The organism is Bacillus sp. Root131, assembly GCF_001429475.1.
Taxonomy (GTDB): domain Bacteria; phylum Bacillota; class Bacilli; order Bacillales; family Bacillaceae_G; genus Bacillus_A; species Bacillus_A thuringiensis_S.
Genome location: NZ_LMJQ01000009.1, coordinates 64,208 through 85,639, shown reverse-complemented (window position 1 = coordinate 85,639; position 21,432 = coordinate 64,208). Strand labels below are relative to the sequence as shown.

Here is a 21,432-nt window from a genome sequence, read left to right as displayed (position 1 = left end):
ACGCCGCCAGCGTTCATCCTGAGCCAGGATCAAACTCTCCAATAAAGTTAGTTTGTCTAGCATCTAAAAATAAAAATTGACGTTTCACGTTGTTTGTTTCGTTCAGTTTTCAAAGAACTAAAAGCGGGTGAAGAGAATCGAACTCTCGACCAGAGCTTGGAAGGCTCTTGTTTTACCACTAAACTACACCCGCGTGGTCGGGAAGACAGGATTTGAACCTGCGACCCCCTGGTCCCAAACCAGGTGCTCTACCAAGCTGAGCCACTTCCCGTAATTGGCGCGCCCGAGAGGAGTCGAACCCCTAACCTCTTGATCCGTAGTCAAACGCTCTATCCAATTGAGCTACGGGCGCTTATTCATGATGTTTTTTCGTCGTTGTATTTTGGCGACTCAATTATCTTATCATACTACATTTTCAAATGCAAGTACTTTTTTAAGATTTTTTTGATGCGGCCGAGAGGACTTGAACCTCCACGGGGTTTCCCCCACTAGGCCCTCAACCTAGCGCGTCTGCCGTTCCGCCACGACCGCGCGGAAAAAACAAAAAAGTGAGCCATGAAGGATTCGAACCTTCGACCCTCTGATTAAAAGTCAGATGCTCTACCAACTGAGCTAATGGCTCGTAAATGGCTGGGCTAGCTGGATTCGAACCAGCGCATGACGGAGTCAAAGTCCGTTGCCTTACCGCTTGGCTATAGCCCACCCGGGGTCGAACCGGCGATCTCCTGCGTGACAGGCAGGCATGTTAACCACTACACCACGGGACCATTTGGTTGCGGGGACAGGATTTGAACCTGCGACCTTCGGGTTATGAGCCCGACGAGCTACCGTACTGCTCCACCCCGCGATGATACTATTCATATAAAATTCATATGGTGGAGGATGACGGGATCGAACCGCCGACCCCCTGCTTGTAAGGCAGGTGCTCTCCCAGCTGAGCTAATCCTCCGAAGTGGTGACCCGTACGGGATTCGAACCCGTGTTACCGCCGTGAAAGGGCGGTGTCTTAACCACTTGACCAACGGGCCAATATGTATGGCAGAGAAGAAGGGATTCGAACCCTCGCACCGCGTTAGCGATCTACTCCCTTAGCAGGGGAGCCCCTTGAGCCACTTGGGTACTTCTCTGTATGGCTCCGCAGGTAGGACTCGAACCTACGACCGATCGGTTAACAGCCGATAGCTCTACCACTGAGCTACTGCGGAATAATGAAGACAATTTGTATCTTATAAAATTTCTTTCTGTAAGTCAAGAAGTTTTTAACAACATCTTGTTCAAACGTGACATGTTTATAATATACTGGATTGCGTTTTTACTGTCAAGATGTTTTCGATATCGGTTTGAGTTTCCCTTTACACTTTCCGCAGACATATCTTTTTGTATTTATTTGACGCCTTCTTACATATTGAAGTAAACACTCCATACATTCATACTTATAAATCTTTTTTTCCTTCTCTTCATTAATCATTCGTTTACAAAAACGAGGTGCATCAACTTTCTTTAACAACTCACGAAAATCTCTGTCCCTGTGCTTATACCCTCTTCCTGTAATATGCAAGTGATAATGACACAGTTCATGTTTGATGATTCCGATTAATTCCTCCTTACCATACATTTCGTAATATCGATAATTCAGTTCAACATTGTGACTCTTCAACAGATAACGCCCGCCAGTTGTACGCAACCTACTATTGAACTTTACTTTATGTAAAAATGGCATTCCGAAGTATTGTAGCGATACTTCTTCCACTAGCCGTTGAATTTCTTTCTCGTCCATTCTCATTCCTCCTAAACAAAAAAATATTTTTACACTTTTCACGCTTCTTATACATATATTAAATAGTACATATACCCATCCTCATTCAAGACGCGTGGTTTCTAAAAACACAACATGAATAGAAATCCACTCACCAACCTCTCATTAATAGTACTTTAGATTTTTGAGAGTAGGATTAAACAAGGAGGGATTCCTATGCCTACGTGGCTAAAAAAACAGATGCAACGTGCATATTTCGAAAAAAACCGGTATCAAATTAAATTGCTAAATGAATGCTGGTTTTATTATAGCAAAATACATCAAAACTCATGATCCATTACACTTTTTATTCTATAAAAAAAGAGCAGTTTTATCTGCTCTCTTCTCTTACTATTCAATCGGCAACATAGATAGTGCAACGCGTCCTTTTTTTGTATCAATATCATCTACCCATACTTTTACAATTTGTCCTACTGATACAACATCTAACGGATGCTTTACAAACTGTTTGCTAAGCTTAGAAATATGCACTAAACCATCTTGCTTTACGCCAACATCAACAAAAGCACCAAAATCAACAACGTTACGCACTGTTCCTTCTAGTTCCATACCACGTTTTAAATCTTCTAATTTCAAAATCCCTTTTTTCAGAAGTGGTTTAGGCAACTCATCCCTCGTATCTCGTTCTGGACTAATGAGTGCATCTATAATATCAACTAACGTCGGCTCCCCAACTCTCGTTTCTTGAGACAACTTAGAAATCTCTACTTCTTCCAATCTCTTTTGTAATTGCGGTTGTCCTACGTCATCTATCGATAACCCTAAACTCTTCAATAACAATTCAACATTTTTATATTGTTCAGGATGAATACCTGTCCGATCTAATGGATTCGCTCCTTCTAATATACGCAAGAAACCTATACATTGTTCGTACGTCTTTGCACCTAAACGTGGGATTTTCTTTAATTCCGTGCGCTTTGTGAATTTCCCATCCTCTTCTCTCTTTGCCACAATATTTTTCGCAACAGTTTTCGATAAACCTGAAACATATTGTAACAATGCAACCGAAGCCGTATTTACATTAACCCCAACTTGGTTAACAGCTGTCTCTACTACAAATGTTAATGACTCATTCAATCTCTTTTGAGATACATCATGTTGGTATTGTCCAACTCCAACTGATTTAGGATCAATTTTCACAAGTTCAGCCAGTGGATCTTGCAGACGTCTTCCAATAGAAACAGCACTTCTCTCTTCAACTTGTAAATTTGGGAATTCTTCACGGGCTAAATCAGAAGCTGAATATACACTAGCACCCGCTTCATTTACAATAATATAAAAGACTTCCTGTTTCACACTTTGCAATACATCTACTATAAATTCCTCTGTTTCTCTAGATGCTGTCCCATTACCAATTGCAATCATTTCAACTTGATATTTATCTATAATAGAAAGAACTTTCGTTTTTGCGTCATCATATTTACGAACAGGCGGATGCGGATAAATAACATCAATATGTAGTACTTTCCCCGTATCATCTACTACAGATAATTTACAACCAGTTCTATATGCCGGGTCTACCGCTAGCACGACTTTCCCTTTCATCGGAGGTTGTAATAATAAGTTACGTAAGTTCTCAGAGAAAATATGTATCGCTTGTTCTTCAGCTGTTTCTGTTAATTCTTTACGAATTTCTCTTTCAATTGAAGATTGAATTAATCGTTTATAACCATCTTCAATCGCTAATTGTACATAATGCGCACTTTTAGAATCGTTATCACGAATTACTTTCTTATTTAAGAAATTTAATATCTCATCTACTGGTGGGACAACAGAAACTCTCAATATATCTTCTTTCTCACCGCGATTCATTGCTAATACACGATGTGGTACTACTTTTTGCAATGGTTCTTCATAACTGTAATACATTTCATATATATTCTTTTCATCTTTTTCTTCACCTTTTACAGACGAAGACATAATACCTTTTCTAAAAGTAATATTTCGAATCCAACTACGATACGTAGCTTCATCTGAAATCATTTCTGCAATAATGTCTTGTGCACCTTGTAAAGCTTCTTCTGCAGATTGCACTTCTTTCTCTGCATTAATAAATTCCACTGCCTTTTTAGCCGGATCTTCTTTCTTATATAACAATAACCATTCAGCTAACGGTTCTAACCCTTTTTCTTTTGCAATCGTTGCTTTCGTTCTTCTTTTCTCTTTATATGGACGATATAAATCTTCTACTTCCTGCAACTTTGTAGCTTTAACAATTTGCAGCCTTAGCTCTCCTGTCAGTTTTCCCTTCTCACCAATAAGACGAATAACTTCTTCCTTCCTATCTTCAAGTTGCATCATATATTGCCATCTCTCTAAAATCGCACGAATTTGCACCTCATCTAAAGAGCCTGTCCATTCTTTTCGGTAACGAGCAATAAATGGAACTGTGTTACCTTCTTCTGTTAATTGAATAACATGACGAACTTGCTTTTCGCTAAAGCCTAATTCTTTCACTAACATTTTCATTAACGCTTGTCGATTATCTACCATTTCCATATACAACCGTAACCTCCTCTATAATAAAAAAAGTTGCCCTTCAAAGAGAGCAACTTAAACTGCCGATTTAAAAATCTATTAGTCCTAAACTAATTTGTAACGCTTCATCTACACGACTCATCATCACTTCATCTAAATGAGTGATTTTGTCCGTTAAGCGTTGCTTATCGATTGTTCGAATCTGCTCAAGTAAAATAACAGAATCTCTCTCAAAACCATACTTTTTCGCATCAATTTCCACATGAGTGGGTAATTTCGCTTTTTGAATCTGTGCAGTAATAGCCGCTACAATCACCGTTGGACTAAAACGATTTCCGATGTCATTTTGAATGACAAGAACCGGACGAACGCCTCCTTGCTCAGAACCAACAACTGGGGAAAGGTCTGCAAAATACACGTCGCCGCGTTTTACAATCAAAATATTACCCCCCGCTAACTAAGCGTTCTACTGTATGAGCTGCTTCATACTCCGCTAAGAAAGCTTCAGATGCAATACCAAGATTAATTTTTCCCATTTCAATATACCCACGTCGCATTGATTCATGTTGGTAGCGTTTCTTCGTCTTATGTTGACGCAATAACAATTGTGTTGCCTGGCAAATTAGTTCATGGCGATTCTTATTCTCTTGTTTTCCAATTCCGTCCAATTCCGTTACCATTTGCTTTGGCAACCGAACCACGATTTCAGTAGTTACACTTGATTCGGACACAAAAATACACCTCCACCGTCAACTACACACCCAAATATATATATGACACCTATTGTAATAATACCATTGTATGGAGCCTGTTGCAAAGACTTCCTTATTCCTTGCTTATGTTTTCCAATTCACAAACAAAACATTCATCTTCTTAAATTTTTTATCTCATAACTAACTAAAAACAATAGAACTCCTCTTCAAAACTTACGTGTAACTTATATAAAAAATGATTATAAGTAAAAAGCTTCTCATCAAAAAGAGCTTATTATCCAGCAATGAACAGTCACTCCAATGACAAGAAGCAATCATGCTACCTTCTATATATTGTTCAAGTAATTAATTATCTCTACAATCTTACCATTCCGTATAAATATTCTTGGCACACGGAAACTGATCGTTGCAATAATTTCATAATTAATAGTCCCTGAATATTCCGCAACCTCTGTAGCGCTAATATACTCATCTCCCTGCCTTCCAATAAGCGTAACTTTCGTACCAAGCGGCACTTCACAAGGAAGATGAATCATGAACTGATCCATTGTTACTCGCCCTACAATCGGTACCCTTTTACCATTTATAAGCACTTCAAATCCTTGTAATCTTCTAAGCCATCCATCTGCATAACCAATCGCTACAGTCGCGATCCATTCTTCAGTTTTCGTTCGATAAGTGACGTTATAACTAATTCCATCACCTTTAATCACCTGTTTAATATGAGCTACTTTCGTATGCAGTGATAGCGCCGGTTCTAATTCAAATGGTAAAAAAGGACGTATTTCTACAGAAGGAGATAATCCATACATTGCAATCCCAATTCGCACTGCATTAAATGTAATCCCTTGAAAACGTAACGTGGCAGCACTATTAGCTGTATGGACAAACTTAGGATCCACTCCGAATTCTTTCAACCAACTTAACTGCTCTAAGAACGTGTTATATTGCTTATCAAAATACGAAGTCTCAACCTCATCTGCCGTTGCAAAATGCGTGTATACTCCTTCTAACTCTAAAAACGGTGCACCTTCTAAACTCCTTAAAAATTCTTTCAGCTCTTTTCTTTCACGTATTCCAATTCTCCCCATACCACTATCAAAATTAATATGAAATTTCATTACAGATGAACCATCCCAAAGTTTAATTGCTTCGTCCACCCATTCTTTTTGAAAAACAGTTAGCGCTACATCATTTTCAGCAGCTACATTTACATCACGCGGCGGCGAGGGACCTAACACTAAAATCGGCACAGTAATACCGGCCCTCCGAAGCACTAGAGCTTCATCTAAAAAAGCAACAGCTAACCTTGTTGCACCCGCTTCTAATGCCGTTTTAGCAACCGGTACATAATCGTGCCCATATGCGTTCGCTTTAACTACAGCAAAAATCTCTACATCACTTGGGATGAACTCTTTAATATGTGTAACGTTGTTATAAATGGCATCTAAATCCACTTCCACCCACGTGTCACGATAAAATGGTGCTTCTTCCATAAATACACTTCCTTATACACGATATGCGAAGCTTATTCTTTTATATGCTTCTTTTATGAAATCCACCTTCAAACTAAGAAAAGACGTGGTGCACATATATCACCACGTCTAAGAAGTTTACTTCACCTGCTTCGCTGTAACTGAACGAGCAACCATTAACAGCTCCTTCGGCTCTAAACCTTTAGACACGAGCATATATTCTACTCCGTTATACGACCACGTTACAGAGTCTTTCGTCAACGCACCAATCGTAAACCCAAGATCAACCGGTTCTCCACTTACACTTACCGCTGATGAAGCCTCTGCAACTTTTGCCTTTTCTTGTATTAAAGTAAAGGATTTCTTATTTCCAGTGTATGTGAGTATCGCACGCTTGCCACTGTCTGTCTTCAACTCTTTTTCATCTTGCAGAGTCATACCTTGTGGTGTATCAAGCGGATACAAAGTAGCAAACGGTTTGTCTTCTTTCGCTGTTGTTTGAACATCTACCTGCGCTCTAGACATATTTTGTTTCGTATCAAATGCACCTTTATCAAATTTCGCATCGAATTTTACCTTAGAGAAATCTACTTTTACAAGAACATTTTGATCATTATCCATTAACTTCACTGAAACTGGAGTCAAATCGCTCTTCTTCAGTGTAATCTCTTGTTTCGGCAACATATTTTGATGTTGATAGTTTGTTTTTGTTTTAAAAATATAATACTTATCTGTTTTCTCGAAAGTAAGGTTTTTCTTATCCTGCAAAATATCTCTTACAAGTGATTCATATAAATAAGCCTGGCTGCTATTTTGCGGCCAATCACTTTGAAAACGGAAGCTCTTATTAAGTGCTGGCGTTAATACAAATACACCTTCTTCATTTCTTAAAATGATTTGGCTCTGATCTTTTTTTGCATTCTTTAAATTCACACGATAAAAAGACGGTTCCTTATGCCAAATTTCTACGTTATACTCCTGAGGCTCATTTCCTGTTTTAATAGATAATTTCGCTTCAGCTTGATAACTTTTCATCCCTTTTACTTTCGCTTCTAAATCTTTCACGACATCATCTTGTTTCTTTTCCACACAACCCGCCAATACAAAAACGGTCAACAAACCGACAAGAACTAAAAACAGACGCCTTTTCATCACTTCAGCCCCTTTGCCCCTATAAATGAATGGAAGATGTACCTTCCTTATCGCTACCTCAAATATATGAGACAAAGATATAAAATATGCAGACTAGCGTGACGAGCTTTCTAAAACAACTTGAGCAACAGCAAATTCCTTACTATGACTAATTGATAAATGAACAACATACTCTGTACTTGTAATCAGAATCGGCTTACCTCTTTCATCATTTTTCACTTCAACATCTAAAAAGCTCACTTCTTTCCCGATACCAGTACCTACAGCTTTTGAATATGCCTCTTTCGCTGCAAATCTTCCAGCTACAAACTCTGTAAGGCGACTTCCTTTCAGCTCCATAGCAACATTACGTTCATTTTCTGTTAAAATACGTTCCATAAATTTAAGCTTTCCATCTAGCATTTTTTCAATACGATTTAATTCAATAATATCGATTCCAATCCCTATAATCATTTCAAAATCCCCTTCTTCTATTTAACTTTCTTCTTTCATATTGATAAGAATAACAGAGAATCTTTCTGATGCAAAAGGGGTGATAGTAACCGTATGCTAATAAGATCCACTCAGATTTCTTTACAATCGACTATTCTCACCTTACTTCTTATTCACTTAGTCCTGATGATATTAGGCGACTTTTTCCTCTTCCCACTGGCAGCCTCTAATGAATATATCGCTAAAGGAGAATGGTGGCGTGTCATAACTTCCCTTCTGGTACACGTAGACTTACAACATTTTCTTTCTAATAGTATTTTTTTGTTTGCACTTGGTTCTTCTATCGAAAAGCAACTCGGACACTTTTCTTTTTTTATTCTATTTTTTATTTCTGGAATTTCTGGAAATATTTCTTCTTATATTATTATGCCACCTGAATATATTCACGCAGGTGCATCAGGTGGGATTTTCGGACTATTAGGCGCACAATTATTTTTATTGTACAATCGTTACCACTCTTCACAACCAAAAGAAATTGCCATTTTCTCAATTATGATACTTCTATTACTGCTATTTACTTTCTTTAACCCTTCCGCCAATCCGATCAGTCATTTAACAGGTTTAATAACCGGCGGCATTTTAACTCCTTTTTTAACCAAAAAAAACGATGGTGCAAAGCTTATTTAATATAAAAGCTTGCACCATCGATAATTTCTACATCTACCTGTTCGCTTAAATCCCTCATTAATTGAAATAAAGACTCATCCTTCATCTTCGCCTCAATCATACAATCAATTTGCGGAACACTTCCCTTTATCCTTCTTAAAAAAGATAAAAATGCGTCTACATTAATATAATCTGCATGAGCTCTTGGATCTTTTCCCTCTCTAGGGCTAGAGATATGCATTTTAACTGGCAACAAAGATGTTTCCCACGTATGAACAACACGTGCCCAATCTTCATACCAATCTTCTTGCTCATTATTCATCATATGGTGATGCAAATCAAACACGACGGGAATATCTAATTTTTCTCCTAAATATAATGTTTCCTCTAACGTAAAAGTTGTATCATCATTTTCTAATATAATCATTTCTTGAATACCCCTTGGGACATTAGACCAATTCTCTATAAAACGCTCTAATGCAAGTTCTTTATCTTTATACCCTCCTCCAACATGTAGTACACATCGTTGCTTATGTTCAATCCCCATGCCTTTTAATAATTTTTTGTGCATCTGCAATGTCTTTACAGATTGTTTGAAAACACTCTCCTCAGGTGAATTTAGTACAACAAAATGATCTGGATGAAAATCAATTCGCATATTCATATGAATTGCATATTCACCTAATTCTTTCAATTTTTCTTTTAAAGGACGAATATAGTTCCACTCTAACAATTCCTCATGATTCGCTAAAGGAATGAGCTTAGAACTAAGCCGAAAGAAAGATATGTCATGTCCCTTATTATGCTTTAATAAACGCAAACAATTTTCCAAATTGGAATTAGCAATTCTTTCAAGTTTACGAATTGCAGCATCACGATCATCTATTTTCTGAAACTGTGCGTACGTCATCGTTTGAGATGGGGATGCATTCTTCAAATGCACACTCATCGCAACGTAACCAAGCCTTACAAGCATATAACAGCCCCTTTTCTATCATAACTACTATGTAGTATGCACAATTACAGAAATAAAAAAAGAGAATGCCCGCAAAGGGCATTCTCTTTTTTTATTAAGCTTGTGGACGGCTATGATGTTTTCTTTCGCCGCGTCCATTTGAAGATCCTGGGCGACCTTGACCTTCACCTCTACGACCACGACTACCACCATCACGATTGCGATCACGGTTTCCGTCACGATTACGTCCATCACGGTTACGACCATCGCCACCACCGCGTCCATCACGACTACGATTACGGTTACCATCACGGTATCCGCCTCCGTTACCGCCACGTTTTTTAGAACCGCCACCTCTTGAAACAACTGGTGGTTCTGATGTTAAAGCAATCGGAGTTGTATCCGGCTCTTTAGTCATCATTTTTAAAGCAGCAGCTACTACTGTTACAGAGTCATTCTCTTCTAACATTTCTTCTGCAATACGCTTGTAGTATGATAAGTTCTCATTTTGAATCGTGCTTTGAAGTTTTTCAGCGATTAAACGTTGTTGACCTTCTAATGCCTCATCAAGTGTCGGTGCTTCCATGCGATCAACTTTACGTTTTGTTGTACGCTCGATATTTTTTAATTGTCCTGATTCACGTGGTGTTACAAATAACATTGCAATACCTTTTTTACCTGCACGGCCAGTACGACCGATACGGTGAACGTATGATTCTGGATCTTGTGGGATATCGAAGTTGTATACGTGTGTTACGCCTGAAATATCAAGACCACGTGCAGCAACGTCTGTTGCAACAAGAACTTCAATAGCACCTTCTTTAAATTTACGTAATACAGACATACGTTTCGCCTGTGTTAAGTCACCATGAATACCTTCTGCTGCATAACCACGTAAGTTTAATGCTTCTGATAATTCATCAACACGACGCTTTGTACGACCGAATACGATCGCAAGCTCTGGAGATTGAATATCTAGTAAGCGTGTTAACACGTCAAACTTTTTCTTTTCTTGCACTTCTAAATAGAACTGCTGAATGTTTGGCATTGTTACTTCTTTTGCTTTTACTTTAATGTGTTGAGGCTCAGTCATGAAACGCTCAGCAATACGACGGATTGGATCTGGCATTGTCGCTGAGAATAATAATGTTTGATGTGTTTCTGGCACATCTGTTAAAATCGCTTCAATATCTTCAATGAAGCCCATGTTTAACATTTCATCCGCTTCATCAAGAACAACAGTCTCTACGTTTTGTAAGCGAAGTGTTTTACGGTTAATATGATCTAAAATACGACCCGGCGTACCAACAATAATGTGTGGGTGTTTTTTTAGAGCACGAATTTGGCGGTTAATATCTTGACCACCATAAATTGGTAGAATACGAACACGTTTATGTTTACCAATTTTGTATAGCTCTTCTCCAACTTGAATTGCTAATTCACGCGTTGGCGCGATAACAATACCTTGAACTGCTTCTTTATTTGTATCCACTTTATCTAATAGTGGTAATCCGAATGCTGCTGTTTTCCCTGTACCTGTTTGCGCTTGCCCAATAATATCCTTACCTTGCAATGCATGTGGAATTGTTTCAGCTTGAATCGGCGTAGCCTCTTCAAAGCCCATACTTTCAACCGATTGCAGTAAAGACTCACTTAATCCTAATTCTCGAAATGTTGTCAATGTTACTTCTCCTTTTCTATCCTATACTTATCATTTAAAAAAAGGCGTTTTCCGAATTTGCGGAAAAGCCCTTTTCCTGAATGCTCACGTATATAACCGGGCGTATATTCTTCACGAAAATACTTCTAAACGTTATTACACTTTATCAATTATAAGTTTTGTATGTGTAAAAAGCAAACCCAACTGTTACCTTATTTTATATTCAGGGCCTTTTTCTTTACTTTTATTTTTTTATCATTTACTGTAAGCGCTTATTATAAGTTTCTTCTATTTTCGTGACTATCATCCCTATTTATATACACCAATTATTTCAACATCGTAATTACTTCTTCTAATTTCATACCGCGAGATGCTTTTATTAATACAACATCTTTGGCATCGACTACCGCTTGTAAATCTCTTACTAACTCTTCTTTATTATCATACGCCTTTACACGTTCATTAGGGAAATTAATTTTCGCTCCTTCAGCAATTTGAGCTCCTAATCTACCGTATGTGAATACATGTGCGATTTTTGCTGGATCGATTAATTTACCTACCTCATAATGGAACTGCACTTCTTGATTTCCAAGTTCTAACATATCACCGAGCACAACGATTTTTTTAGTAAATCCATCTAAACCATTCATTAAATGGAATGCTGCCTCCATAGCCGTCGGACTTGCATTATAAGCATCGTTGATAATTGTTAATCCACTATCCGTTTTTACAATCTCCATACGCATGCCCGTCATTTGAAGTGTTACTAAACCTTGTTTCATTTCTTCCCACGTCACCCCAAAATGTGTCGCAATTGCCATTGAAGCAAGTGTATTGTACACATTATGTTTTCCTAACACCGGTAGGTAGAATGAAATATTTTCATCTCTATTCATTTTAAAATGTGTCCCAGTTGCCTGTAATGTTACAGTTGTTGGATAGTAATCGTTGGCTCTTGCATCACCAAACGTAACTGTTTCTGCTGCTAAATTCATTTCAGGAACACGATTCGTTAATAACGGCTCATCTCCATTATATACGAACACGCCACCTTCTTGTAACCCTGTAACAATTTCTAATTTCGCTTCAGCAATTGCCTCACGAGATCCTAAATCCATTAAATGTGCCTCACCAATATTCGTAATGATAGCTGCATTAGGACGAGCTAACTTAGATAAAAATTCAATCTCTCCTCGGCTTGACATACCCATTTCTAATACAGCTACTTCTGTATTTTCTTCTAAGTTTAAAATAGTGAGAGGTAACCCAATATGGTTATTGAAATTTCCTTCTGTTTTTTGAACTTTGAACTTAGTCGCGAGAATACTTGTCACAATATCTTTCGTGGATGTTTTACCGTTACTACCTGTCACACCAACAACTTTAACATCCAATTGATCGCGATAGTTTTTCGCTAACATTTGCAGTGCAGATAGCGTATCTTCTACAAAAATAACCGGAAGATTCTCGGGTGGATTTGCTACATCTTTCATCCATAATGTAGCTACAGCTCCATTTTCAACTGCTTTATCTACAAAAGCATGTCCATCGAAACGCTCCCCTTGAATCGGAACATATAAGTTTCCTTTTTCAATTTTTCTCGTATCAATAGACACGCCTTGAATAATAGTTCCCTCATATTGCTCTGCTAATCCAGTACCATTTACCATCTGTTCTACTTGCTTTAACATTCGCTTTATCATATAGAAACGCTCCTTACATAGAGGAAGCACTATTCCTACGAATAGTGCTTCCTCCTTTTTTTGTTAGATTGTATATTTAATTTTTTGTTTTTCTTCGTGACGTTCAATCGCTAAACGAATTAGCTCTTCGATTAACTCTGGATACGGTAACCCAGTATGTTGCCATAATAGAGGGAACATACTAAACGGTGTAAATCCTGGCATAGTGTTTACTTCGTTAATATACACTTCTCCGTCTTTCGTTAAGAAGAAATCAGCTCGCGTTAAGCCTGCACCATCTAATGATTGGAACGCAATAATTGCATCACGCTTAATCACATCAGATTCTTCTTCTGTCATTTCAGCTGGAATAATTAACGCCGTATCACCATCGATATATTTCGACTTATAATCATAGAAGTCCTTTTTCGGAACGATTTCACCTACAACTGAACATTTCGGCTCATCATTACCTAGTACCCCCACTTCTACTTCACGACCTACAATATTTTCTTCTACAATAATTTTGCGATCAAATTGGAATGCCTCTACAAATGCATTCTCAAGTTCTTCACGATTTTTACACTTATTAATACCAACACTTGAACCAAGGTTTGCTGGTTTTACGAAACAAGGATATCCTAACTTATCTTCTACTTTAGAATAAGCTTCCTCACGATCTTTTTCCCATGCACTGCGAATGAAAGACGCATATTTTGCTTGTGTTAAACCAGCCTCTGCAAAGATGTTTTTCATAACAACTTTATCCATACCAGCAGATGATGCTAGAACACCATTTCCTACATAAGGAATATTCATCAATTCTAATAGTCCTTGAACCGTTCCATCTTCACCGTTTGGTCCATGTAGTAATGGGAAAATAACGTCAATAGCGTTTTCCTCAGAAGCTGCAGATGGAATAATCTCTGTACTTAATGATAACGGAGAAATCGCATTTTCTGCACTACTCATTTTTAAAGCTTCAACATCTGTTACTTCGCCTTCAATACGCTCACCACGTACCCATTGACCTTGTTCTGTAATATAAATTGGATGAATCTCGAATTTATCTTGATTTAACGCTTTAATAGCAGCAAGAGCCGTCTGTAACGAAACTTGATGCTCAGCTGATTTTCCACCATATAATAAACCTAATTTAATTTTTGTCACTGAAATCACCCTAACCAATTGTTTTCATTTTTCTATTTTAGCACTTTTTATAAAAATAGGTAGTTCCTATTTGAAATAAAATGTAACTTCCACAAATAATTAAATGACACCACTTATTGGTTTTCTACACTTTTTCTATTCCACTACTATACAAAGGTGAATTTTAAAATGAAATGGTAATCCTATCTAGTTATGTACCTAAAATATGTAGAAATCCCCTTTTTTGTGTATGTCACCTATTTACTAAGAAGATTGTTTGGTTAGTGTATCTTTTTGCCTTTGCTCAACAAGGCGATCTAAAGAAATATATACAATACCTGCAACTACACATCCTACAGCTAAAATTGTAAATAGAAAGTGGCCAAGTAATCGATCTAATAAAAAGCCTCCCAAAAGTGGACCAAATGCGCTTCCTGTAATCCACTGCAAACTTGCAGCGCCCATATAAGTCCCTCTCAAATGCTCAGGTGCCAAGTTTGCTACAAATGTCATTTGTACAGGCGACATAATCATCTCACCTAACGTATATATAGCATAAACGAACAGTAGTGTTATTAAAATAACTGTAGCATTTGTATTAAACTCTCCAAACCACTTCGGTAACCACCCTATAAAAAATAATCCAATCCCGAACAAACATGCACCATATAACATCGTCTTCCCGACTGGTTTATCCGTAGCCCATTTTGAAATTTGAAATTGGAATAAAACAACTAATAGTCCGTTTAACGCCATTAAATATGGATATGGATTATTCGTTCCAAAAATACGCTTCATTTCGTTATCAAAATGTAGTGGCAACATGCCTTCTGTTTGAGAAAACCCCATCGAAATGATAATACCTGCTAATAAGTAAATCATTAATACCTTATCTCGCATTACAATTTTCCAAACTGCCCCAGATTCCTTTTCTTTATGTTCTTCCTTATCTGTCCTCTTTGGCATCGTCTCTTGAATAAGAAGTAATACAAGTAACGCATAAAATAGCATTGTAGAAGAGGCAATAATAAACACAAGATTCTTTGACAACACAACTACTGATGCTCCCATTATCGGACCAATCGCAGCACCTATATTGTGTCCCATTCGTAATAAACCATATGCCTCTGTTCTTTTTTCTGGTGCCGTTACATCTGCGACCATAGCTGATGCAGCTGGATGAAATAAAGAATTACTCAATCCTAAAAAAATAGATAAAATTGCATATGGAATAAATCCTTCTATAAATAGAAAACCGAGCATTAATAATGCATTACTTGCCATAGAAAATATCATAATCGGTTTTCTTCCATATATGTCAGCAATTCTTCCTCCTATAAGTGATCCAAAGCTTGCAGCAATTGGAGAAAGCGCCATAATAACCCCAACTTCCAACAACGAATCTACCTTATCTTTTAAATATAATGCAAAAAAAGGCATTAACATCATCATTGCAATTCCATTTAACGTCTCTCCAATAAATCGAATCCATACGTTACGGTCCATCTCCCTTAACTCACGCCACGTATTTTTCATCATTTCACCCCTTTAGTTAGCCAACAATTATCTTATAATAAGTTCAGAAAAATGTAAATTTTCAAATAAAAAAATCCATTCTAACAGAATTAGAATGGATTTTTTTCGCTTATAAATTCGCAACATCTTCTTCTTTTTTACTATTATTTAAAGCACTATGTTTTCGGCTATATAAGAAGTAAACCGCTATACCAATAACCATCCATATCCCAAAACTAATCCATGCTGTCCCCGATAATTGAAGCATTAAGTATAAACAGAAAATCACTGTTAACGCTGGTAAAAACGGTACAAGCGGAGCCTTAAATGCCCTTGGTAAGTCTGGATGGGTTCTTCTCATTACAATTACCGCAACAGCTACGAGTGCAAATGCTGACAATGTCCCCATGTTTACAAGATGTGCTAAAACATTTAAATCTATTAATCCTGAAATCAGTGCCGCAATAATTCCCGTTGTCCATGTATTTAAAAATGGCGTTTTAAATTTCGGATGAACTTTAGCAAGACGCTTCGGTAATAAACCATCTCGGCTCATCGCATAAGAAACACGAACTTGCCCATACATCATAACTAGCATTACTGTTGTAATTCCTGTAATTGCTCCTACTGAAATTACTCCAGCTAAGCCATCTTGTCCAATAAATTGAAGTGCAAAAGCAACTGGATCTGATATATTTAACTGTCCGTATGGAACAATTCCTGTCAAAATAAGCGAAACAACGATATAAAGAACTGTACAAATTAATAACGATGCAATAATACCAATTGGTAAATCACGTTGCGGACGTTTCACTTCTTCTGCCGCTGTTGAAACTGCATCAAATCCTATAAATGCGAAGAATACTGTAGCCGCTCCAGCCATTACACCATCTAAACCAAACGGCATAAAAGGCGTCCAGTTTTCAGGTTTCACATAATTAAAACCAGCAAAGATAAAAATAAGAACAACTGCTATTTTAATAAATACCATAATGTTATTTACTCGTGCACTTTCACGAACACCCCTAGATAAAAGAACTGTCATCACTAAAATAATTAGAACTGCAGGTAGATCAATTATTCCACCCTTCCCTGTACCAGGAGCCGAGGAGAGAATAGTCGGAATGTGAATTCCAAACCCCTTTAATAAAGATTGAAAATATGCAGACCAACCGTTTGCTACAGCAGATGTAGCAAGTAAATATTCAAGCATTAGATCCCAGCCAATTAAAAATGCGAATACTTCTCCCATCGTCGCGTATGTATACGTATACACACTGCCCGATACAGGAACTGAAGAAGCAAATTCAGCATAACAAAATGCAGCAAAGGCACAAGCTAGCGCGGCAATCGCAAATGATAATATAATAGCTGGCCCAGAATGTTTCGCTGCCACAACACCCGTTAGAACAAAAATACCAGTTCCAACAATTGCTCCGATTCCAAGCATAGTTAAATCTAGCGCGCCCAATGTTCTTGCTAACGTTTTTTGCTTACTTTCTTGCATTAACTTTGCAATTGGCTTCTTTTGAAAAATTTGCTTCATCTTTCACTCCTCCAAGTTTTAAATTTTCTGAAAATTTTTAATTCGCTTTTTTATTTTACTCATTACGCTTTTCCTAGTCAATACTTTTGTCGAAACAAGTAGAAATTCTTCTGAATATGCACTATCCTTATCATTCTTTCTATATATCTTTCGACAACTCTTTTTGGTATTATTATACATGTCGATTCCACAAAAAAAGGCATGCTCCCTTATTGAGAGCATGCTTTTTTACTTATTTCACAGTATATGAACCTTGTTCAATCCAGCTATACATATACTTTTCATCTTCTGTTTCATGTGCTTGTTTTACAATACGAAGCGGACGGAATGTGTCTATCATAACAGCTAATTCAAGTGTCTCTTTCTTCCCTATACTTGCCTCTGTTTTCCCCGGATGCGGCCCATGGGGAATCCCGCTCGGATGAAGTGTAATAGAACCTTCTTCCACACCTTTGCGACTCATAAAGTTTCCTTCTACATAGTAAAGAACTTCATCACTATTAACATTACTATGATAATATGGTGCCGGAATTGACTCTGGATGATAATCGTATAAACGTGGTACGAAAGAGCAAATAACAAAATTATGCCCTTCAAATGTTTGATGTACTGGCGGCGGCTGATGAATGCGCCCTGTAATTGGTTCAAAATCCTCTACATTAAATACCCACGGATACAAATAGCCATCCCATCCAACAACATCTAACGGGTGGTGTCCTAAAACATGTTTGTGCATATAACCTCTTGATTTTGTCATTACGACAAAATCGCCTTTTTCATCATAGGTCTCTAATTTTTCTGGACCACGAAGATCTCTTTCACAAAACGGACTATGCTCTAACAATTGTCCGTATTCATTTCGATAACGACGCGGCGTTGTAATTTGGCTATTCGCCTCTACAACAAGAAACTTAGTCTCTCCTTCATCTGGAATAACACGATAAATCGTTCCAATTGGGATCGTTACATAGTCGCCTTTTCTATAGTGAATCGTTCCAAACATCGTTTCAATTTTCCCTGTTCCATAATGAACAAATAACATTTCGTCGCCATCACCATTACGATAGAAATAATCCATTTTTTCTGTTGGGCTCACTACTCCAATTAACAAATCTTCATTTCCAAGTATGAAATTTCGTCCACTTATTGCATCACCACTTTTTTTATTTTCTTTCGTTCGGAAGTGGCGATGAGAAAGAGCAACATCCTCTTCATACTGCAACTGACAAGAATGCGATAATGCAGAATGACCTACTTCTGTTGGCATATAGTGATGATACAAAATAGACTGCGTACCAGAAAAACCTTTTGTTCCCATTACCTGTTCACGATAAAGCGATCCATCTTTTTTACGAAATTGTACATGTCGTTTATGAGGTAGTTCTCCCATGTGACGATAAAACATGCCCATCACTCGCTTCCTTTTCTTTTTTGATCGTATTACGTAGTGTACCTAAACCAGTAATCGACAGCTCTACAACATCTCCATCTTGTAGCCACTCTTCTGTACCAAGTTCTAAAATACAGCCTGTTCCTACTGTCCCAGAACCAATCACATCTCCTGGATATAACGTAACGTCCTCTGAAGCACGTTCAATCATTTCAGCAAATGTATAGTAAATATCTTGGAAGTTTCCCTTTGATAATAGTTTTCCATTTACATGAGCAGTCATTTCTAAATCATATCGATCACCATTACGATAAACATCTAATTCCTCTTTCGTAACAAGATGTGCTCCTAACGAAGTTGCAAAGTCCTTTCCTTTCGCTGGACCGAGACCTACTTTCATTTCTGTTGCTTGTAAGTCTCTCGCACTCCAGTCGTTCATAATACAATAACCAAAAATATATTCCTCTGCTTGCTCACGAGAAATATTTCGCCCTTCTTTTCCTATTACGCAAGCGATCTCCAACTCGTAATCAAGCTTTTTAGACTTTTTCGGACCAATTACAAAATCACCGGAACCAATTACAGCACGATGATTAGTAAAATAAAAAACCGGAATATCATACCATTCAGGCACAACATCTAGTCCTCTTCGTCCGCGAGCTGTTTTTACATGTTGTTCAAATGCGTAAAAATCTCGAATACTACTCGGATTAGGAAGAGCAGCTGTCAATTGTACTTCTTCTAAAGCATATATACCCTTATTTGGATTCTTAACATTCCTCACTACTTCTACATACTCATCAGCTTTCTCTAAAAAAGCCATCATAGAAGAAGGGATTCTCCCTTCACTAGCAAGATTCATATCTATTACTTTGTCACCTTCAAGCCATCCAGCCCGTATTTCTTTTGAAGGAAGACGAAATGTAACAAATTTCATCCTGATTCCTCCTTATAAAAATGAAATTTCCACCAGCAAAGGGACTTTTGCTGGTGGATACAAATCTTATAAGTTTCCGCGACGCTCTTGTTCTCTTTCAATTGATTCGAATAACGCTTTAAAGTTTCCTTCACCAAATCCACGGGAACCTTTACGTTGAATGATTTCAATAAATAGAGTCGGGCGATCTACAATTGGTTTCGTAAAGATTTGTAGTAAGTAACCTTCATCATCACGATCTACTAAGATCTTTAATTCTTTTAGCTTATCAATTTCTTCATCGATTTTTCCAACTCGTGCAGTTAACTCATCATAATAAGTATCAGGTGTATCTAAAAACTCCACCCCATTTGCACGAAGCGCTTCAACCGTTTTAACAATATCACTTGTTAATAAAGCAAGATGCTGTACACCAGCTCCATTATAGAATTCTAGATACTCTTGAATTTGTGACTTTCTCTTTCCGTCTGCTGGTTCGTTAATCGGAAACTTAATACGGCTTCCATTCGTCATAACTTTCGACATTAACGCCGAATACTCTGTACTAATATCGTCATCATCAAAATGAATCATTTGTTTAAAGCCCATGACATTCTCGTAATAACTAACCCACTCTTCCATTTTTTCAACATTACCAACTACATGATCGACAGCAATTAAACCAGACTCTTCAAATGGAATATTAAACTCTACCTTTTGGAATCCTGGCATAAATGCCCCTTTATAATTTTTACGCTCTACAAGCGTATGAATTGTATCACCATACGTACCAATAACTGCTTTTTTCAATGTACCGTCCTCATCTGTTAATTCCTCTGGTGGAGCAATTGCGACGGCACCACGTTTCACTGCTTCTGAGTATGCTTTATCAACATCATCAACAAGTAGTGCCACATCCTTCACGCCATCACCATGAGTCTTTACAAACTCTGCAATACGATTTTCACTACTTAAAGCTCCAGACACAACGAAACGCATATTTTTTTGCACAAGAACATAAGATACCTTTTCACGGTTTCCAGTTTCTAATCCAGAGTAAGCCACAATTTTGAATCCGAATGCTCTCGCAAGATAATAACTCGATTGCTTTGCATTCCCTACGTAAAATTCCAAATGATCTACATCACGTACTGGAAAAAAGTCCTCCATTTGTGCAGCTAGCGTATCCATAGATTTTTGTTTCATAATATCTTCATCCCCCTGTAAATAGATTAAATGGTCCATACTTAAAACCAACCGAAAACGCTTCCAACATTAATTAATAGAAATTAGTTAGCAAGCTAACAAATTCTGACCTTTAAAATTTTCTATCTTTTCTGTCAAATTCCTCTTTTTTTCTTACATATAAAATTCGACTTTTTTCTCTTTGAAATAAAGTGAAACTTTAATCAGCCCTCACCAATCGGGATTTTACTCAGTGGATTTTTGATTATTCATTGAATCAAGTTTCAACCGCAGCGTCTAATTATTCATGAATGCTAAATAATGGGGTAACTTTAATACTTGAAGGTATATAAGAAGAAAATAAAAAAGACTCCAACATATTAACTACTTACTAATACGTTAGAGTCTTTATTTTTTTTGAATAATTGTATTTATATATATCATACTAATACACTTGCAAGGAATAGAATAAATGATGTTAATATTACCGCTCCACCTAAGGATCCTAATAAATCTGTTTTTGTTACTTGAAACACTTGTTCACTGTTCATATCYYTCATTCTCCCTTCTTTTTCTTTTGTTACAAAGTTTCTATTATACTAATACRCTTGATAGAAATACGATTAATGCTGTTAATACTACCGCTCCACTTGCTGATCCTACGAAGTCACCTTTTGTTACTTGTAATACTTGCTCTTTCAT

The 21,432-nt window shown here is 37.3% G+C and carries 19 protein-coding genes, 11 tRNA genes and 1 pseudogene; 2 read left to right on the top strand and 29 right to left on the bottom strand.

Annotated features, from left to right (window positions below):
- Nucleotides 1-122 precede the first annotated feature (122 nt).
- From ASE54_RS20175 to ASE54_RS20115, 12 genes are all read right to left on the bottom strand, one after another.
- Nucleotides 123-193: transfer RNA gene (locus tag ASE54_RS20175), tRNA-Gly, on the bottom strand.
- Nucleotide 194: 1 nt separating this feature from the next.
- A tRNA-Pro gene (locus tag ASE54_RS20170) sits at nucleotides 195-271 on the bottom strand.
- A 4-nt stretch (nucleotides 272-275) separates the two neighbouring features.
- A tRNA-Arg gene (locus ASE54_RS20165) sits at nucleotides 276-352 on the bottom strand.
- Nucleotides 353-448: 96 nt separating this feature from the next.
- Nucleotides 449-531 (bottom strand) — tRNA-Leu (locus ASE54_RS20160).
- 18 nt (nucleotides 532-549) lie between these two features.
- Nucleotides 550-622 (bottom strand) — tRNA-Lys (locus ASE54_RS20155).
- 5 nt (nucleotides 623-627) lie between these two features.
- Nucleotides 628-702: transfer RNA gene (locus tag ASE54_RS20150), tRNA-Gln, on the bottom strand.
- Between the two features lie 68 nt (nucleotides 703-770).
- Nucleotides 771-847 (bottom strand) — tRNA-Met (locus ASE54_RS20140).
- A gap of 26 nt (nucleotides 848-873) precedes the next feature.
- Nucleotides 874-949, bottom strand: a tRNA-Val gene (locus ASE54_RS20135).
- Between the two features lie 4 nt (nucleotides 950-953).
- A tRNA-Glu gene (locus ASE54_RS20130) sits at nucleotides 954-1,028 on the bottom strand.
- Between the two features lie 8 nt (nucleotides 1,029-1,036).
- Nucleotides 1,037-1,127: transfer RNA gene (locus tag ASE54_RS20125), tRNA-Ser, on the bottom strand.
- Between the two features lie 3 nt (nucleotides 1,128-1,130).
- Nucleotides 1,131-1,205: transfer RNA gene (locus ASE54_RS20120), tRNA-Asn, on the bottom strand.
- Between the two features lie 113 nt (nucleotides 1,206-1,318).
- Nucleotides 1,319-1,777 (bottom strand): SprT family protein, encoded by a 459-nt coding sequence (locus tag ASE54_RS20115; protein WP_000343552.1) that lies wholly within the window; start codon nucleotides 1,775-1,777, stop codon nucleotides 1,319-1,321.
- A 195-nt stretch (nucleotides 1,778-1,972) separates the two neighbouring features.
- Here ASE54_RS20115 and cmpA point away from each other — a divergent pair, with 195 nt between their 5' ends.
- On the top strand, nucleotides 1,973-2,089 hold the full coding sequence (cmpA, locus tag ASE54_RS34940; RefSeq protein ID WP_001143640.1) for a cortex morphogenetic protein CmpA: 117 nt from the start codon (nucleotides 1,973-1,975) through the stop codon (nucleotides 2,087-2,089).
- A 57-nt stretch (nucleotides 2,090-2,146) separates the two neighbouring features.
- Here the strand turns inward: cmpA and ASE54_RS20110 are convergent, their stop codons facing one another.
- From ASE54_RS20110 to acpS, 6 genes are all read right to left on the bottom strand, one after another.
- Nucleotides 2,147-4,315: a Tex family protein gene (locus tag ASE54_RS20110; protein ID WP_000426211.1), complete on the bottom strand. Its 2,169-nt coding sequence runs from the start codon at nucleotides 4,313-4,315 to the stop codon at nucleotides 2,147-2,149.
- Nucleotides 4,316-4,382: 67 nt separating this feature from the next.
- Nucleotides 4,383-4,733: a type II toxin-antitoxin system endoribonuclease NdoA gene (gene ndoA, locus ASE54_RS20105; protein WP_000635965.1), complete on the bottom strand. Its 351-nt coding sequence runs from the start codon at nucleotides 4,731-4,733 to the stop codon at nucleotides 4,383-4,385.
- Between the two features lie 4 nt (nucleotides 4,734-4,737).
- On the bottom strand, nucleotides 4,738-5,025 hold the full coding sequence (locus ASE54_RS20100; RefSeq protein WP_000004570.1) for an antitoxin EndoAI: 288 nt from the start codon (nucleotides 5,023-5,025) through the stop codon (nucleotides 4,738-4,740).
- Nucleotides 5,026-5,333: 308 nt separating this feature from the next.
- Entirely contained in the window at nucleotides 5,334-6,503 is a 1,170-nt protein-coding gene (gene alr / locus ASE54_RS20095) for an alanine racemase (protein WP_000390594.1), read from the bottom strand.
- A 117-nt stretch (nucleotides 6,504-6,620) separates the two neighbouring features.
- Nucleotides 6,621-7,571, bottom strand: coding sequence for an outer membrane lipoprotein carrier protein LolA (locus tag ASE54_RS20090; RefSeq protein WP_003309006.1), 951 nt, complete (start codon nucleotides 7,569-7,571; stop codon nucleotides 6,621-6,623).
- Between the two features lie 156 nt (nucleotides 7,572-7,727).
- Complete coding sequence (acpS, locus tag ASE54_RS20085; protein ID WP_000583420.1) at nucleotides 7,728-8,087, bottom strand: holo-ACP synthase; 360 nt, start codon at nucleotides 8,085-8,087, stop codon at nucleotides 7,728-7,730.
- A gap of 93 nt (nucleotides 8,088-8,180) precedes the next feature.
- On the opposite strand from acpS, the gene ASE54_RS20080 reads away from it, so the two are divergent.
- Nucleotides 8,181-8,753 (top strand): rhomboid family intramembrane serine protease, encoded by a 573-nt coding sequence (locus ASE54_RS20080; protein WP_000908528.1) that lies wholly within the window; start codon nucleotides 8,181-8,183, stop codon nucleotides 8,751-8,753.
- Here ASE54_RS20080 and uvsE read toward each other — a convergent pair.
- The 11 genes and pseudogenes from uvsE to ASE54_RS20025 all read right to left on the bottom strand — a co-directional run.
- A complete protein-coding gene (gene uvsE, locus ASE54_RS20075; protein WP_000961146.1) occupies nucleotides 8,746-9,708 on the bottom strand; it encodes a UV DNA damage repair endonuclease UvsE in 963 nt (320 codons plus the stop codon). The genes ASE54_RS20080 and uvsE overlap by 8 nt on opposite strands.
- Nucleotides 9,709-9,802: 94 nt before the next feature.
- Nucleotides 9,803-11,368: a DEAD/DEAH box helicase gene (locus ASE54_RS20070; RefSeq protein ID WP_000206601.1), complete on the bottom strand. Its 1,566-nt coding sequence runs from the start codon at nucleotides 11,366-11,368 to the stop codon at nucleotides 9,803-9,805.
- 305 nt (nucleotides 11,369-11,673) lie between these two features.
- Complete coding sequence (gene murF, locus ASE54_RS20065) at nucleotides 11,674-13,050, bottom strand: UDP-N-acetylmuramoyl-tripeptide--D-alanyl-D-alanine ligase (RefSeq protein WP_000595968.1); 1,377 nt, start codon at nucleotides 13,048-13,050, stop codon at nucleotides 11,674-11,676.
- Between the two features lie 63 nt (nucleotides 13,051-13,113).
- Nucleotides 13,114-14,199, bottom strand: coding sequence for a D-alanine--D-alanine ligase (locus ASE54_RS20060; RefSeq protein WP_000161435.1), 1,086 nt, complete (start codon nucleotides 14,197-14,199; stop codon nucleotides 13,114-13,116).
- Between the two features lie 243 nt (nucleotides 14,200-14,442).
- Nucleotides 14,443-15,714: an MFS transporter gene (locus ASE54_RS20055; protein ID WP_000799722.1), complete on the bottom strand. Its 1,272-nt coding sequence runs from the start codon at nucleotides 15,712-15,714 to the stop codon at nucleotides 14,443-14,445.
- 109 nt (nucleotides 15,715-15,823) lie between these two features.
- A complete protein-coding gene (locus ASE54_RS20050) occupies nucleotides 15,824-17,239 on the bottom strand; it encodes an amino acid permease (RefSeq protein WP_000809361.1) in 1,416 nt (471 codons plus the stop codon).
- 232 nt (nucleotides 17,240-17,471) lie between these two features.
- Nucleotides 17,472-18,644, bottom strand: coding sequence for a homogentisate 1,2-dioxygenase (locus tag ASE54_RS20045; RefSeq protein ID WP_012614724.1), 1,173 nt, complete (start codon nucleotides 18,642-18,644; stop codon nucleotides 17,472-17,474).
- Nucleotides 18,610-19,566 carry a fumarylacetoacetate hydrolase family protein gene (locus tag ASE54_RS20040; RefSeq protein WP_000673996.1) on the bottom strand — a complete coding sequence of 319 codons (957 nt, stop codon included), beginning with the start codon at nucleotides 19,564-19,566 and terminating at the stop codon, nucleotides 18,610-18,612. The genes ASE54_RS20045 and ASE54_RS20040 overlap by 35 nt, the downstream gene beginning before the upstream one ends.
- Before the next feature lie 66 nt (nucleotides 19,567-19,632).
- Entirely contained in the window at nucleotides 19,633-20,751 is a 1,119-nt protein-coding gene (hppD, locus tag ASE54_RS20035; RefSeq protein WP_000810920.1) for a 4-hydroxyphenylpyruvate dioxygenase, read from the bottom strand.
- Nucleotides 20,752-21,170: 419 nt separating this feature from the next.
- On the bottom strand, nucleotides 21,171-21,281 hold the full coding sequence (locus ASE54_RS20030; RefSeq protein ID WP_001083691.1) for a DUF3948 family protein: 111 nt from the start codon (nucleotides 21,279-21,281) through the stop codon (nucleotides 21,171-21,173).
- 43 nt (nucleotides 21,282-21,324) lie between these two features.
- Nucleotides 21,325-21,432 (bottom strand): annotated as a pseudogene (locus ASE54_RS20025) (DUF3948 family protein); the annotation flags it as partial.

Bases quoted from the DNA above. Each gene is read 5' to 3' on its own strand.
- ASE54_RS20115 (WP_000343552.1), bottom strand. From the start codon at position 1,777: ATGGACGAGAAAGAAATTCAACGGCTAGTGGAAGAAGTATCGCTACAA.
- cmpA (WP_001143640.1), top strand. From the start codon at position 1,973: ATGCCTACGTGGCTAAAAAAACAGATGCAACGTGCATATTTCGAAAAA.
- ASE54_RS20110 (WP_000426211.1), bottom strand. From the start codon at position 4,315: ATGGAAATGGTAGATAATCGACAAGCGTTAATGAAAATGTTAGTGAAA.
- alr (WP_000390594.1), bottom strand. From the start codon at position 6,503: ATGGAAGAAGCACCATTTTATCGTGACACGTGGGTGGAAGTGGATTTA.
- acpS (WP_000583420.1), bottom strand. From the start codon at position 8,087: ATGATTATAGGGATTGGAATCGATATTATTGAATTAAATCGTATTGAA.
- ASE54_RS20080 (WP_000908528.1), top strand. From the start codon at position 8,181: ATGCTAATAAGATCCACTCAGATTTCTTTACAATCGACTATTCTCACC.
- uvsE (WP_000961146.1), bottom strand. From the start codon at position 9,708: ATGCTTGTAAGGCTTGGTTACGTTGCGATGAGTGTGCATTTGAAGAAT.
- murF (WP_000595968.1), bottom strand. From the start codon at position 13,050: ATGATAAAGCGAATGTTAAAGCAAGTAGAACAGATGGTAAATGGTACT.
- ASE54_RS20055 (WP_000799722.1), bottom strand. From the start codon at position 15,714: ATGAAAAATACGTGGCGTGAGTTAAGGGAGATGGACCGTAACGTATGG.
- ASE54_RS20050 (WP_000809361.1), bottom strand. From the start codon at position 17,239: ATGAAGCAAATTTTTCAAAAGAAGCCAATTGCAAAGTTAATGCAAGAA.
- ASE54_RS20045 (WP_012614724.1), bottom strand. From the start codon at position 18,644: ATGTTTTATCGTCACATGGGAGAACTACCTCATAAACGACATGTACAA.
- ASE54_RS20040 (WP_000673996.1), bottom strand. From the start codon at position 19,566: ATGAAATTTGTTACATTTCGTCTTCCTTCAAAAGAAATACGGGCTGGA.
- hppD (WP_000810920.1), bottom strand. From the start codon at position 20,751: ATGAAACAAAAATCTATGGATACGCTAGCTGCACAAATGGAGGACTTT.
- ASE54_RS20030 (WP_001083691.1), bottom strand. From the start codon at position 21,281: ATGAACAGTGAACAAGTGTTTCAAGTAACAAAAACAGATTTATTAGGA.